This is a genomic window from Caldicellulosiruptor acetigenus, from assembly GCF_026914305.1.
Lineage (GTDB): Bacteria > Bacillota > Thermoanaerobacteria > Caldicellulosiruptorales > Caldicellulosiruptoraceae > Caldicellulosiruptor > Caldicellulosiruptor acetigenus.
This window is the reverse complement of sequence record NZ_CP113866.1, coordinates 2,262,196-2,276,296: the sequence shown is the minus strand read 5'-3', so window position 1 is coordinate 2,276,296 and position 14,101 is coordinate 2,262,196. Positions and strand designations below refer to the sequence as shown.

The following is a 14,101-nucleotide window of genomic DNA, read 5'->3' as shown; positions in this document are numbered from 1 at the left end:
AATGAAAAAGAAAAATATTTTTCCAAATATCTTATAATAATTTTCAGGAAGGCGCTTTCTATTTTATTTAGAACATTTTATTCACCTAATACCTGTCTCACAAGCTCAACATTTTTCTCAATTAGCTCAGGAATAGGAAGATTGTATGGACACCTTGTAATGCATACTCCACATTTTATACAATTTTTGGCTTTTTGATAAGCTTCATAAAACCATCCTGTTTTTAAGGTTTGATAAGGTAATCGTTTTGTAGCTGAATCAGCATGTAATATAACCCATATCGGTATCTCTTGGGGACATGGTTGACAATAGTTGCATCTTCTACAAAATTCTTTTCCCATTTCTTTTCTGATTCTTTCTATTTCTCTTATCTCGCTTTCAGTTAAAGGTTCTATGTGCATAGCGACTTTTACGTTTTCTTCTAATTCTTCAATGGTTTCTATACCAGGGTCAGGTACAACAAATTCTTTTTGAAGAACATATTTTAATGACAAGGTAGGATTTGGTATTACTCCACCACCCATTGGTTTCATGGCAATTATTCCAATGTCCTTTTCTAATGCTAATGGGAAAATTTTCTCTTCGACTTCTGTCTCAATAATGTTATAGCAAAGCTGGATTACATCAAATTTATCTGTTTTTATTAGCTTTTCAAGAATGTCAACGCTATGACTCGAAACTGCTATATGGCGTATAAGTCCTTTTTCTTTTGCCTCAACTAATCCCCAGTATGCGCCATCTTCAGAAAATACCTTATTAAATGTATCCAAATCATTAACGCCATGTAATTGATATATATCAATCTGCTCTACTCCAAGATTTTTCAAACTTATTTCGATATCTTTGAGAATACCGTCCTTTGTTCTATTTTGAGATTTTGAAGCTAAATATACTTTTTGATTAATTCCCTTTAATGCTTTACCAATTTTTATCTCACTATCAGTATAACCTCTTGCAGTATCAATTAAATTAATTCCAAGCTCCACAGCTCGTTGAATTACCTTTATAGCAGATTCCTCATCAATTCTTTGAATAGGAATTCCCCCAAATGCTATTGGGAATACTTCTATATTTGTTCTTCCAAGTCTCCTGTACTTCATAATATATTCCCCCCTTATATAGCTATTGTTTTCATCAATTAACTGCACAGAACACAAATGATAATAAAGTCCTTTTCTAGCAAGCAGCTGTTCATGTGTTCCAACTTCCACAATTTCACCATCTTTCAAAACTATAATCTTGTCTGCCTTTTTTACAGTAGATAACCTGTGGGCAATAATTAAAATTGTCCTTGTACCAGCCAGGTTGTTTATTGCTTTTTGAATCTCATTTTCAGTCTCTGTGTCAACAGAAGATGTTGCTTCATCTAAAATCAAAATAGGCGCATTTTTCAAAACAGCTCTTGCAATTGCCAAGCGCTGCTTCTGCCCTCCAGAAAGCTTTACACCTCTTTCACCGATTACTGTGTCGTAACCCTGTGGCAGATTTTGAATAAAGTCGTGTGCACAGGCAATTTTTGCTGCCTGTATTATCTCATCCATGGTGGCATTTTCTTTTCCATATGCAATATTTTGAGCAACTGTTCCGTTGAACAAAAAAACATCTTGCATTACCATACTGATATTGTCGTGCAGGGATTTCAAGGTAACATCCCTTATATCAATATCATCAATCTTGATTGTACCCGAGTCTGGGTCATAAAAGCGATTTAAAAGATACATAATTGTTGTCTTTCCAACACCTGTTGGGCCAACAAATGCAACCATTTGTCCTGGCTGAATCTCAAACGATATATTTTTTAAAACCTGAACCTCAGGATTGTAAGAAAAAGAAACATTTTCGAATGTGATTTTACCTTGGACGTTTTTAAGTTCTATCGCATTTTCTTTTTCTTTTATCTCAGACTCTGTTTGAAGAATTTCAAAAACTCTTTCAGCACCTGCTAAAGCCTGCTGAACATTTTCAATAACCTGTGATAGCGCAGTCACTGGTTGATAGAACATGCTAAGATACAAAATGAATCCCACAATATCTTGGACAGGCACTTTTCCTTTCAAGGCCATAAGTCCGCCAACAGAAACTACTATCACTGTTCCAACAGAGCTTAAAAAACTTACAGTTGGATGAAACAGTGCTGAGAGCTTGAGTGCGCTCAAAAGTGCATGAATGTGCCTGTAGATTTTTTCTTTTATTTTTAAAAGTTCTTTTTCCTGCTTGTTAAAAATCTGTATTTCACGGATACCTGAGAGATTGTCTTGCAAGTCGGCATTTAAATCTGCTAAAGCTTTTTGAGCTTCTCTGAAATTTGGCAAAATCTTTTTGGCAAAGACCGTGCCGCTTAGGACCAAAAATGGTATAGGAATTAGAGATAGCGCAGCAAGAACAGGATTTATAATAAAAAGGATACATGCTACGCCGAGGATAATGAGAGCATTTGTAAATAGGTCTGGAACAGCATGGGCAATCAAAACTTCGAAGTTTGCAGTATCGTTTACAATTCTTGACATAAGCTGACCTGTCTGCTTATCAACAAAATATTTGAAAGAAAGCTGTTGGAGTTTGTCATATACCATAGTTCTGACATCTGCTACTAAGTGCCATGCTGCATAGTGTGAAAGATAGCTATTTAAAAACTGAAATACAATCCTTAGAATGTAAGATAGAATCAATATAAGAGAGATGTTGATTATCATTCTTTTTGCGTTTGGGTACTTGCCAATAGATGTAATTATTCCTGTCAAATCTCTCACAAGCCACGGACCAAGAAGGTTTAGTGCTGTGATTGCAAGCATGGAGAAAGCAGCTATGATAAGATATTTCCAGTACGGTCTTGCCATTTTGACAAGCTTTATCAAATACCCCATCCAATCATCTCCTTTAAAATTTTACTCAATGATTTCAAAAAGTCCAAACCCCTGAGAGTTTTTGGAGCCAAGACCGCAATAATATGCAACTTCCATTATTCTTGGGTCAGTTTCAATTGTATAAAAACCGAGCCAGCCTTTTATAGGCGTCTTTTTGAAAAGCATGGGTTTAAAGTGTATTTTTTCTTCAATCTTTAGTGGTTTTAGCTCGAATCTGAAACTTTTTTCGTCAAAGTCTTTTATTAAAAGCTTGCATTTTTTCATCAGGTTTTGAGAAATGAGGTTATAAAACTCATCCTCAAAGGGAGTAAAAAAATGCTTGTATTCTGAATTTTCATTTCTAATTGTTTTATACGCACACATAGGAGATAACATTTTTATTTTATGGAAACTTGAAAATTTTGGCTTTCTAAGCATGTTTGCAGATGTCACATATAGTATATTATCTTTTAGATAGATTTGGTCTTTTTTTAAGAGCCCGGTTGAAAACTTTGTAATAAAATCCTCAACAGGTGAGGAGATTATAAGTGAAACCTTTTTGTCAAAGACTATTTTTTTATTTGAACCATCCTCCACAATTTTAAATGGTCCTTCTAAGCGTGAAAATGAAAAAAGTTTAAAGTTTTTCAAATCAACCTCATATCCCTTGTCATGTAAAAATGTTGCATAGATTTTATCCTCAATAGTATTGTATATCATTGACTGGACAAAGTAGTTGTAATGAATAGGAAGTTCTATTGGCTTTTGTGATTCAAATTCTACTTTAAGACGCAACGTAACAATCCCCTTTCTTATGTTGTTTCTCTTTCAATAAGAGAAATAGGCAAAATGTTTTTATTTTCTACTTTTTTACCTTCTATCAAATTTATCAGAATTTCAACAGATTTTTTTGCAATTTCCTCTTTATCTTGCCTTATTGTTGTTATGGAAGGTTTATACCATGAAGCTATGTTAATGTCGTCAAATCCTATTATTTTTAAATCATCAGGGACGCGTTTTTTAAAAGCCTCTGCAACTTTGATGGCTGTAATTGCTATCATATCACTACTTGCAAAAATACCATCGATAAATGGATTATTTTCGAACAGATCATTGATTATTATTTGATACTCCTCCATATCAAATTTATTTAATTTGGTTTCGACAACAACATGCTCAATTTTATTTTCAGATACAACTTTTAAAAAACCATAATATCTATCATTGGCAGGTGTATTTAATTCCAATGGGCCACTAATATGTGCTAAGCATTTACATCCTTTTTGGATTAATAAATTAGTTGCTAAAACTGCTCCTGTAAAGTTATCTGAAGTTATATAAGGTATATCATCAGAAAGATATCTATCTAAGGCTACAACTGGAAGATTCAGATTTTTATAATCTTCTATATCTAATGTGTGACTTCCCATGATTATCCCATCAACTTGATGTCTTTTTAACATGTTTATATATTCTTTCTCTTTTTCTGGATTTAAATATGAATTACAAAGTAGAATTTTGTAGCCGTTTAAAGAAGCATAATATTCAATATATTTAGTAACTTCAGCAAAAAAAGGGTGGGAGACATCAGGAATAATAAGTCCAATAAAATAAGATCTTTTCTTATATAGAGCTCTTGCAATTTCATTTGGTTGATAGTTAAGCTCTTCCATGGCTTTGTAAACCTTTTTACGAGTCTCTTCACTGATATATCCTCTGTTATTTAGAACTCGAGAAACAGTTGTTACAGTAACTCCTGCCCTCTTTGCTACATCCTTTAAACTTGCCATTTTTATTATCTACCTCCATATCTTATTTTATCATTAATTCGCATTAATTTTAAATTTATTATCAAATTTTTGTTAGCTCAGCGGTGTTAGCATAGCAATTACCTCATCAATATTAACCAAATCTGGTTTATGCAAATATCACTAAAATTTTTATATGTCAACCGCTTGACATATGACTAAAAGTAATATATACTTAAACTAAATTAAATTTTAATTTCAATGGAGGGTGGTTTTTTGATGAGTTTAAAAAAATTTTTATCAACGATGATAGGTGTTGTGTTAGTTTTCGTTTTAGTTTTTGGTATTTATTCATTGAACATTACTGTTTCAAAAGCAGGATCTAAAAAGGTAAAAATAACTTTGATGAGTACAAAGGGTGAAATTAATTCTCAGTTAGAAGACGTAGCAAAAAGTTTTTCCAAAACTTATCCTAATGTAAATTTAGAGATTATTCCTGTTGGCGCAGGTCAGTCACCTTTTGAAAAACTCTCGACAATGTATGCATCTGGTAATGCACCAACTATTTCTATGATTGATTCTTCAGATGTAGCAAAATTTAAAAGTTACTTTTTAAATCTTACAAAAGAAAAATGGGTAAAAGACGCAATAAATGGCACTTTAGATGATATTACATTTAATGGGCAAGTTATGGGTTTTCCTTTTGCTATTGAAGGCTATGGGCTTATTTACAATAAACAAGTAATTGAAAAAACAATAGGGAAATTTAATCCTTCAACAATAAAAACAAGAAATGATTTAGAGAACCTATTTAAAAAACTTCAACAAAAGAAAGTTACACCTATTTTAATATCGCCTTTGGATTGGTCTTTGGGGGCCCATTATCTTGGCATAGCTTATGGTGCTCAGTCAAAAGATATGCAAAAGAATTATGAATTTATTAAAAAATTGAAAACTGGAAAAGTAAATTTGCAAACAAACAAGGTATTTAACGGTTTGTTAGATACATTTGATATGCTTAGAAAGTACAATTATCTAAAGAATTCGCCTTTGGCTGGAACATACGAGCAAGGACCACAATTATTAGCAAATGGAAAAGTTGCTTTTTGGTTCATGGGTAACTGGGCATGGCCACAAATAAAAGATGCAAATCCACAGAATAGTGAATATGGATTTTTACCAGTACCAATAAGCAATGATCCAAATGACTTTTATAACAAAGCAATTGTTGCTGGTCCATCTAAAATCCTTTGTATTGATGCTAAGAATAATAGTAAAGCTCAGCAGTTAGCCGCAAAGCAATTTTTGAATTGGCTTGTGTATAATTCTGATGGACAAAAAGCATGGGTTTATACTTTAAGCATAATTCCACCTTTTAAAAATATTAATTTAACTCCAAATGATCCTCTTGCAAAATCAATTATTAGTTACTTAAAAGAAGGTAGAACTTTTAGAACTCCTATTTTACCTTCTGATCATTGGCCTAAAGTAGGTGCTTCTATGCAAAAATATTTAGCAGGTATAATTAAGCGCTCACAATTATATACAGAAATAAAAAATTATTGGTTAACAGTAAAATAATTAAAAAACAAAAAGAAGGATAGTAGATTAAAGTCTGCTGTCCTTCTTTAATTCTTCTTTGGTATGAGGAGGATAGATAATGAAAAGTAAGGCAAAAAATGTAGTTAATTATATAATTTTCGCTGGTATAACGACTATGGTATTTTTAACAGTTGTAATTATTCCTTTTTTATACGGGGTTTATTTAACTTTAACTGATTGGAATGGTATTGAAGCTACAAAAAAGTATATAGGTATTAGGAATTATATTTCGATTTTAAATGATTCTACTTTTTTATATTCCTTCACATTAACTCTAAAATATGTTTTTTTTAGTGTTTTGTTTATTAATCTTATAGCTTTTTTATTAGCTTATTTATTAACAAGCGGGATAAAGGGACAAAATGTCTTCAGAATTGCACTTTTCACTCCAAATTTAATAGGTGGTATTGTATTAGGGTTTATATGGCAATTTATTTTTAATAATACCTTACCTTATATTGGTCAAAAAATAGGACTTGGATTGATAAGTAATTCATGGTTAGCAAGTCCTCAGAAGGCTTTTTGGGCGTTAGTGATTGTAACAGTGTGGCAATATTCTGGTTATATGATGATGATTTATATAGCTGGGCTTGTTGGAATACCTCAAGACATAATTGAGGCATCAACTATAGATGGAGCAGGTCAATTAACAAGGATTACTAGAATAATATTGCCCTTATTAGCACCTTCTTTTACAGTATCTGTATTTTTGTCTTTACAAAGAAGTTTCATGGTTTATGATTTGAATCTTGCTCTTACAAAAGGAGGTCCGTTTAGAAGTACTGAACTCGTATCAATGCACGTTTATAGCGAAGCATTTCTATCCCAAAATTATGGAATTGGTCAGGCAAAAGCTATAATATTGTTTATTACAGTTGCCATTATAACTTCGATTCAGGTATACCTTAGTAAAAAAGCAGAGGTGGAAGCTTAAATGTCTAAGAAGGTTTACAAAGATTATATTAAATTTTTTATTGTCTTTCTTATTTCTCTTTTATATATATTACCATTTATTGCTGTTATTATTAATTCATTTAAAACCACAAATGATATAATGGCAAATCCATTAAGTTTACCGACAAAGTTTAGTGTATCAAATTATATCAAAGCAGCAGAAAAAATGACCTATTTAAGAGGATTTTTGAATACATTAATAATTACTTTTTTTAGTATTGGTGGTATTGTAGTGTTTTCTGCAATGACTGCATATTTATTTGTAAGAAAGAAATGGAAATTAAATAGATTGGTATTTAGTCTTATGATAGCTTCTATGATTATACCTTTTCAAGCTATCATGATTCCCTTGGTAAAAATCTATGGAACTCTCAATTTACTTAATAATATGTGGACATTAATTTACATGTATTGGGGATTTGGAGCAGCCTTTGCTGTTTTTATGTATCATGGGTTTATAAAAGGTATTCCTTATGAATTGGAAGAAGCAGCTTATGTTGAAGGTGCAACGGAATTTCAAACTTTTTGGAAAGTAGTATTTCCTCTTTTAAAACCAGTGACTACTACAATTGTGATATTAGATGGACTTTGGATATGGAATGACTTTTTATTACCGAGTCTCATACTGATTTCAGCTGAAAAAAGAACTTTACAGCTTTCAACATTTTATTTTTATGGTACCTATACTGCTGATTATGGATTAGCCATGGCAGCATTGATTTTAACGATAACACCTATAATTGTTGTATACCTTATTTTACAGAAAAATATTATAAACGGTATCTTAAAAGGAGCAATAAAATAAATAACAAAATTGGAGTGTCAAATATGGAAAAATTAGATCTGCTAAAAAAGGCTAATGACTATGTACAAACGTATAAGAGTAAAGTTAATAAAAAATATCGCTTAAAATTTCATTTAATGGGCGAATGCGGATGGATAAATGATCCGAATGGTTTTGTCTATTATAATGGAGTCTATCACTGCTTTTTTCAGTACAATCCATTTAAACCTTTTTGGCATTCAACTTATTGGGGACACGCAATAAGCAATGATATGATTAAATGGAAATATTTGCCAATTGCTTTAGCTCCTGATATGGATTATGATAAAGATGGTTGTTTTTCAGGAAGTGCAATTGAAAAGGATGGAAAACTATATTTAGTATATACTGGTCACATAAATAAGAATCACAATAATTATATTCAAACTCAATGTCTTGCATTTTCAGAAGATGGTATAACGTTCCAGAAATATACTAATAATCCTATTATTGATTTAAATGATTTACCAGATGATTCAAACAAAAAAGATTTTAGAGATCCTAAGGTTTTTAAGATGGATGATTATTATTATATGGTGATTGCTTCTCAAGATAAAAAAGGTAGAGGTCAAATTTTACTTTATAAATCGCAAGACCTAATAAAATGGAATTATGTTAATACGATTTTGAAAAATGAAAATATAATTGATGGAGATGTTTGGGAGTGCCCCGATTTATTTTCTCTATGTGGTCGTGATATTTTGATTCTATCGTATCAAAAAAAAGAAGGGGAAAAAGTTCTTAAAAGTGAAAGTATATATTTTGTTGGTAAAATGGATTATGAAAGAGGAAATTTTAAGATTGATTATTACAGTAAATTAGATTATGGCAGGCATTTTTATGCACCACAAACAACAGTTGCACCTGATGGTAGAAGACTGATGATAGCATGGATGGATAATTGGAATGTAAAAATTCCCACCCAGAACGGACATAACTGGGCTGGGGCTTTGACTTTACCTCGACAATTGGAGTATGTAAATAATAAATTAATTACAAAACCTATTTATGAGATTGAAAGATACAAAAAGGTAAAGATTGCCGTGGAAAAGAATATTAATAATGATGAAATAAAATTAGATTGTTCTAATTTAGATACATTTGAATTAGACTTTAGTATGAGTTTTAATGAATTGAAGAACATAGATATAGAATTTTATGACAAAGCAAATAATAAAAAACCTTTCTTTATGATGAGCTATAATTCGATATTAAAAAAATTTGAAGTAGAAATTGCTGAATGTGAGGAAATACAACAAGAGTATATTCCTTTAAAAGTTATAAGTGATTTATTGAAGATAAAATTATTAGTAGACACTTCGTCAGTTGAGATTTTTCTTAATGAGGGAGAAATAGTTTTTACTTATAGAATTTATCTAGCTGAAAAAATGGATTTTGTTAAGGTGCAAATATACGGCCAAAGCAAGATATCCGCAAAAATATATGAAATAAAAATTTGATTTATGCCCCCTTGTTTTAAAAAATTTTATATAACAAGGGGGATTCCTTTTATTTTTCATTCATAAATATTCTTATTTCTTTCAAAGAGAACTCAAAAATTCACTAAGCTTTTTAATTTGTTCAGGTGAAAGTTTAGATGTATGTTTCAAAAGTTCTCTGACTTCTGGAGATATTTCAACAATGTCTTCTTTAAAAAATTCTGACAAACTTGTACTAAAAACTTTACACAAATACCAATTGTTAAAATAGCAGGTTCTTTTATACCCCTTTCGATGTCCTATAAGTTTGATTGTCCGATATCTGCTAATCTTGCTAATTTATATTGGCCAATTTTGTATCTTTTTCTCAATTCCCTGATTCTTTTTCTTACATCCATATCCTCATTACTTCTGTTTCATTGTTACTTCAATAATAGTAAAAAATTTATGAAATGAATAACAAAAGAATGTTAGCTGCACAATTTGCTATTTTTCATTAATTATCTTTCCATATTGAAGTGCGATTGTAAGGAGCTCTTTAAGATAATTCTTTGTATGATCATTCAATATTTCGCCATTAAAAACAATTATTTCTTTAGAATTTTCAAGTTCAACAAGTAAGTCTTCCATAATTCTTGCAACATCTTTTTGCTTTTCAAAATATTTTTGATTGTTTTTGTTATTGTCTTCTTTGGTAAGGAAAAATTCTAATGAGACTCCAAAGAATTCAGCTATTTTTTGAAGAGTTTCAATATCTGGCAACCTTCTTCCTTGTTCATACATTCCGATGGTAGAAGGACTGAGACTTAGCTTTTCAGCTAATTGGGCTTGAGTAAGTCTGCACTTTTTTCTTAGTTCTCTTAACTTCTCTGAAAGCATGGAATATCTGCACCTCATATATTTGCTATTTTATAACGAGCTTAAAAAATCACTAAGTTTCTTTATTTGTTCTGGGGTAAGTTTTGATGTCTGTTTCAATAAGTCTTGGATTTCAGGAGGAAATTCTGGTTTTTCCTCAGAAAAAAATTCTGATAAGCTCATATTAAAAGCTCTACAAATATTTTCAATTGTAGTGATTGTTGGCTGTTTTATTCCCCTTTCGATGTCTGATAATGTTGATTGTCCGATATTTGCTAATCTTGCTAATTCACATTGACTAATTTTGTATCTTTCTCTCAATTCCCTGATTCTTTTTCCTACATCCATATTCTCATCACTCCTGTTTAATCGCTATTGCTATGATAGCATAAAAAATGTTTATAAAGTAATCGCAATAACGTTGACAAATTATCGTTATAGCGTTATAATATCAATGAAAGGAGGGGGTCCTGTATGTAAAAGAAGTAAAAAGAGCCAAATCATTTACTTTCTAAATATTATCAAAAATGGAGGAGGAAAAAATGAAAAAATTTAATGTTGCTGCAATTATAATAATGTCCATGTTTTTATTAAATTTACTACTCTTTCAAAACATTTTCATTTTTCAGTCACAGGCTGCTTCACAAAAAATTACTCTTACGTTTATGAACTGGGCAAACCCAGGCGAAAGAGAAAGATTTATTAAGTTCAATGAATATTTCATGAAAAAGAATCCGGATATTCAGATCAAATATATTACAGTAAGCTCAGATTATGATTACAAGCTTCTTACAATGCTTGCCGGCAATAGCGCACCTGACGTGTTTTATGTTGGTGACAATGCAATTCGAAAAACTATTCAAAGTGGGAAATTAGAACCCTTAAATAGTTATTTTGGGAAGGGAAAAGTAATTCTTAAGAAAGAGGATTTTGACAACATACTTTTTAGAATTGCTGAGTATAAAGGGAAAATTTACGGTATTCCTGTCGACTGTAACCCCATGGTCATCCATTATAACATGAGTATTATTTCTAAATTAGGTTTAGAATTACCTCAAAAATTGTACGATGCTGGTAAGTGGACATGGGATGAATTTTATAAAATTGCTAAAAAGGCAAGAGAAAAAGGATATTATGGGTATGTACTTGATAGTGGTTGGTGGGGACCTATTATGCCTTGGTTTGCAAGCGTCTATAAAGATGGAAGGGAGCCTGTGTTGACAGATTTAAAAAACAAAAAATCGTTGTTAGATAAGCCAGAATACATTGAAGTTATTAAATTCCTCGTGAAAGGAATAAAAGATAAAGCATTTACTTATGCAGGATCATTGCCGCAAGGTCAGACTTCAGATGGCATGTTTCTAAGCGGTAGATTAGTATTTGGTGCGTGGGGACGCTGGCAAGTACCAAATTTCAAGAAAGCAAAATTTAGTTGGGACATAGTGCCTTATCCAACCAAGTACGGTAATAAAAATGCAAAAACATATATAGCTCAAGCAGTAATTTCTATGTCTTCCACCTCTAAATATAAAGATCAAGCTTGGAGATTTATTGCTTCATTTACTAACCAAGATGGACAAAAGTTCAGACTTGAAGGTCAAGGAAATGCTGTTCCTGCAATAAAAGGTATTGATTATCTTGTTACGCAAGATAAAGTTCCTGCTCATGCAGAATACTATGTGAGAGGTAGAGAAAACGGATTCCCTGTAGACTTTTACATCCAAGAAGCTGGAGCAAATTCTACAGCATTGCAAGAGCTTGAAAAGATTTTTGTATTAAAGGCTGATCCTGAACAGCAAATGAAAAAGATTGCAGGATATATAACACAGCAGTATCAAAAAAATCTTAAAGGATATTAATGAAAAAAGGGGTATCTTCAGAAAATTATATAAACAGCTTTCTGAGGATACCCCCTAATTTAAGAACATAAAGGAGGTAAATTTTGAGCGATGTCTAAAAAAGAGTTAAAGGAAAATTTATGGGGATTTGGATTCATAGCTCCACAATTAATAGGTTTTTTGCTATTTTCGTTATTTCCCACAGTTGCGGCTATTATTTTGAGTTGTTTTGAATGGGATTTGGTAAGCAAACCAAAATGGGTAGGGATTTCTAATTTTAAATATATATTTTTTTCCGGTGAGAGTGATTTCCCGCTTGCTCTAAAGAATACTGTGCTTTATATTCTCTATACAGTCCCTGCCCAGTTGTTTTTAGCATTAGTCTTTGCAGTAATTTTGAATAATGTGGGTTTGAAAATGTTGTACAGAGCTATATTCTTCTTACCTACTATAACAAATTCTATTGCAATAAGTTTTGTCTGGACTTGGCTTTTAAATGGCGATTTTGGAATTATAAATACTTTACTTAAAAGCTTGGGTATTGAAGGACCACAATGGCTTACAGATCCTAATCTTGTAATGCTATCTATTTCGTTGATGTCGATATGGTGGGGAGTGGGTTACTACACCACTATATTTTTAGCTGGACTGCAGAGTATACCTAATGTGTACTATGAAGCGGCTACTATCGATGGTGCAAATGCAGTCCAGAAATTTTTTAAAATTACATTACCCATGGTTTCACCTACTACGTTTTTTGTACTTATTATGAGTTTGATTAACGGTTTTCAGGTTTTTGATCAGATATATATAATGACCAATGGCGGACCTGCCAAGGCAAGTATGAGTTTAGTATTTTTAATTTACCAATATGGATTTAAAGATTTTAAAATGGGCTGGGCAGCAGCAGTTTCTATGGTTATGTTTGCTATAATTTTAACAATTACTCTTGTTCAGTTTAAGTTTTCAAACAGATGGGTTTATTATGAACGATAAATCACTTTGAAAACGGGAGGAAAAAAGATGATGAGCAGTATAAATAGGAAGAAGATGGTAACTAAATTATTTCTTCACCTGATTCTCATTCTTGTTAGTATTTCAATGATATTTCCTTTTTTATGGATGATATCAACTTCTCTGAAGTCTCTTGACCAGGTATTTTTAATTCCGCCTATTTGGATACCTAAACCCCTACAATGGGAAAACTATCTCAATGCGTGGAACGCGTTACCTTTTGGAAATGCTTATTTAAATAGTTTGAAGATTGCTCTTATTTGTGTGATAGGGCAACTTATAACTTGTTCAATGGCTGCTTATGCTCTTGCAAAAATCAATTTTCGAGGAAAGAATATAATTTTTATAGCTTTTTTAGCAACGATGATGGTACCAAGTCAAGTAACCATGATTCCTACATTTATCCTCTACAAATACATAGGATGGATAGATACTCATTTACCTTTGACAGTGCCATGGGTTTTATTTAGTGCATTTGGAGTGTTTTTAATAAGACAGTTTATACTAACACTTCCCAAAGAATTGGATGAAGCAGCAATTATTGATGGTGCAAACCATTTTGTAATCTACACAAGAATAATACTACCTTTGATTGTGCCTGTATTGGCAACTTTAGCAATATTCACTTTTATGTCTTCTTGGAACAATTTTTTGGGACCCCTGATTTATCTAAATAGTCCAGAAAAATATACTGTACCACTTTTACTTGCTCAGTTCAAAGGAATCTATATTACAGATTGGACACTTCTGATGGCTGCTTCGACAATAGCAATAGTACCAGTTTTAATAGTGTATTTATTAGGTCAAAGATATATCATAGAGAGTATTGCGCTTACGGGAATTAAAAGTTAAAAAGTTAATGAGGATTTGTGAATGAAAAGTAAATATCAAATTTTTAAAAAATATTTAAGAATTTTAATTAGGTATGGTGAAAATATTTTACCAGTGCTATTATTAATTTTGAAACCTAAATTTTAAAAAG

General features: G+C 31.6%; 12 protein-coding genes and 2 pseudogenes. 7 read left to right on the top strand and 7 right to left on the bottom strand.

What is annotated here, in order from left to right:
• Positions 1 to 77: 77 nt before the first annotated feature.
• The 5 genes and pseudogenes from OTK01_RS13375 to OTK01_RS11175 all read right to left on the bottom strand — a co-directional run bounded on the left by OTK01_RS13375 (position 78) and on the right by OTK01_RS11175 (position 4,633).
• The gene (locus OTK01_RS13375; protein WP_416358739.1) at positions 78 to 341 is read right to left on the bottom strand and encodes a 4Fe-4S dicluster domain-containing protein; all 264 of its coding nucleotides are present in this window, start codon (positions 339 to 341) and stop codon (positions 78 to 80) included.
• A 177-nt stretch (positions 342 to 518) separates the two neighbouring features.
• Positions 519 to 1,043: pseudogene (locus OTK01_RS13370) on the bottom strand (aldo/keto reductase); the annotation flags it as partial.
• A gap of 69 nt (positions 1,044 to 1,112) precedes the next feature.
• Positions 1,113 to 2,864, bottom strand: a pseudogene (locus OTK01_RS13365) (ABC transporter ATP-binding protein); the annotation flags it as partial.
• Positions 2,865 to 2,885: 21 nt separating this feature from the next.
• Positions 2,886 to 3,638, bottom strand: a complete 753-nt coding sequence (gene cas6, locus OTK01_RS11180) for a CRISPR-associated endoribonuclease Cas6 (protein WP_029228996.1) — start codon at positions 3,636 to 3,638, stop codon at positions 2,886 to 2,888.
• 17 nt (positions 3,639 to 3,655) lie between these two features.
• Positions 3,656 to 4,633, bottom strand: coding sequence for a LacI family DNA-binding transcriptional regulator (locus tag OTK01_RS11175; protein ID WP_029228997.1), 978 nt, complete (start codon positions 4,631 to 4,633; stop codon positions 3,656 to 3,658).
• Positions 4,634 to 4,870: 237 nt separating this feature from the next.
• Between OTK01_RS11175 and OTK01_RS11170 the strand changes: the two genes are divergently transcribed.
• The 4 genes from OTK01_RS11170 to OTK01_RS11155 all read left to right on the top strand — a co-directional run bounded on the left by OTK01_RS11170 (position 4,871) and on the right by OTK01_RS11155 (position 9,430).
• Positions 4,871 to 6,172, top strand: a complete 1,302-nt coding sequence (locus tag OTK01_RS11170) for an ABC transporter substrate-binding protein (protein ID WP_029228998.1) — start codon at positions 4,871 to 4,873, stop codon at positions 6,170 to 6,172.
• A 79-nt stretch (positions 6,173 to 6,251) separates the two neighbouring features.
• Positions 6,252 to 7,127: a carbohydrate ABC transporter permease gene (locus OTK01_RS11165; RefSeq protein ID WP_029228999.1), complete on the top strand. Its 876-nt coding sequence runs from the start codon at positions 6,252 to 6,254 to the stop codon at positions 7,125 to 7,127.
• Entirely contained in the window at positions 7,128 to 7,952 is an 825-nt protein-coding gene (locus OTK01_RS11160; protein WP_029229000.1) for a carbohydrate ABC transporter permease, read from the top strand. It begins immediately after the preceding gene.
• Between the two features lie 23 nt (positions 7,953 to 7,975).
• Entirely contained in the window at positions 7,976 to 9,430 is a 1,455-nt protein-coding gene (locus OTK01_RS11155; protein WP_029229001.1) for a glycoside hydrolase family 32 protein, read from the top strand.
• A gap of 465 nt (positions 9,431 to 9,895) precedes the next feature.
• Here the strand turns inward: OTK01_RS11155 and OTK01_RS11150 are convergent, their stop codons facing one another.
• Both OTK01_RS11150 and OTK01_RS11145 read right to left on the bottom strand, forming a co-directional pair.
• The gene (locus OTK01_RS11150; protein WP_029229002.1) at positions 9,896 to 10,288 is read right to left on the bottom strand and encodes a helix-turn-helix domain-containing protein; all 393 of its coding nucleotides are present in this window, start codon (positions 10,286 to 10,288) and stop codon (positions 9,896 to 9,898) included.
• Positions 10,289 to 10,318: 30 nt separating this feature from the next.
• Positions 10,319 to 10,615, bottom strand: a complete 297-nt coding sequence (locus tag OTK01_RS11145) for a helix-turn-helix domain-containing protein (protein WP_029229003.1) — start codon at positions 10,613 to 10,615, stop codon at positions 10,319 to 10,321.
• A 194-nt stretch (positions 10,616 to 10,809) separates the two neighbouring features.
• Here OTK01_RS11145 and OTK01_RS11140 point away from each other — a divergent pair, with 194 nt between their 5' ends.
• From OTK01_RS11140 to OTK01_RS11130, 3 genes are all read left to right on the top strand, one after another.
• A complete protein-coding gene (locus OTK01_RS11140) occupies positions 10,810 to 12,126 on the top strand; it encodes an ABC transporter substrate-binding protein (protein ID WP_029229004.1) in 1,317 nt (438 codons plus the stop codon).
• A gap of 90 nt (positions 12,127 to 12,216) precedes the next feature.
• Positions 12,217 to 13,101, top strand: coding sequence for a carbohydrate ABC transporter permease (locus OTK01_RS11135; protein WP_029229005.1), 885 nt, complete (start codon positions 12,217 to 12,219; stop codon positions 13,099 to 13,101).
• 27 nt (positions 13,102 to 13,128) lie between these two features.
• Entirely contained in the window at positions 13,129 to 13,971 is an 843-nt protein-coding gene (locus OTK01_RS11130; RefSeq protein ID WP_084694648.1) for a carbohydrate ABC transporter permease, read from the top strand.
• The last annotated feature ends 130 nt before the right edge of the window (positions 13,972 to 14,101 follow it).

Excerpts from the sequence above, each read along its gene's own strand:
- OTK01_RS11150 (WP_029229002.1), bottom strand. The coding sequence starts at position 10,288 with ATGCTTTCAGAGAAGTTAAGAGAACTAAGAAAAAAGTGCAGACTTACT.
- OTK01_RS11175 (WP_029228997.1), bottom strand. The coding sequence starts at position 4,633 with ATGGCAAGTTTAAAGGATGTAGCAAAGAGGGCAGGAGTTACTGTAACA.
- OTK01_RS11165 (WP_029228999.1), top strand. The coding sequence starts at position 6,252 with ATGAAAAGTAAGGCAAAAAATGTAGTTAATTATATAATTTTCGCTGGT.
- OTK01_RS11130 (WP_084694648.1), top strand. The coding sequence starts at position 13,129 with ATGATGAGCAGTATAAATAGGAAGAAGATGGTAACTAAATTATTTCTT.
- OTK01_RS11170 (WP_029228998.1), top strand. The coding sequence starts at position 4,871 with ATGAGTTTAAAAAAATTTTTATCAACGATGATAGGTGTTGTGTTAGTT.
- OTK01_RS13375 (WP_416358739.1), bottom strand. The coding sequence starts at position 341 with ATGGGAAAAGAATTTTGTAGAAGATGCAACTATTGTCAACCATGTCCC.
- OTK01_RS11135 (WP_029229005.1), top strand. The coding sequence starts at position 12,217 with ATGTCTAAAAAAGAGTTAAAGGAAAATTTATGGGGATTTGGATTCATA.
- OTK01_RS11160 (WP_029229000.1), top strand. The coding sequence starts at position 7,128 with ATGTCTAAGAAGGTTTACAAAGATTATATTAAATTTTTTATTGTCTTT.
- OTK01_RS11155 (WP_029229001.1), top strand. The coding sequence starts at position 7,976 with ATGGAAAAATTAGATCTGCTAAAAAAGGCTAATGACTATGTACAAACG.
- OTK01_RS11140 (WP_029229004.1), top strand. The coding sequence starts at position 10,810 with ATGAAAAAATTTAATGTTGCTGCAATTATAATAATGTCCATGTTTTTA.
- OTK01_RS11145 (WP_029229003.1), bottom strand. The coding sequence starts at position 10,615 with ATGGATGTAGGAAAAAGAATCAGGGAATTGAGAGAAAGATACAAAATT.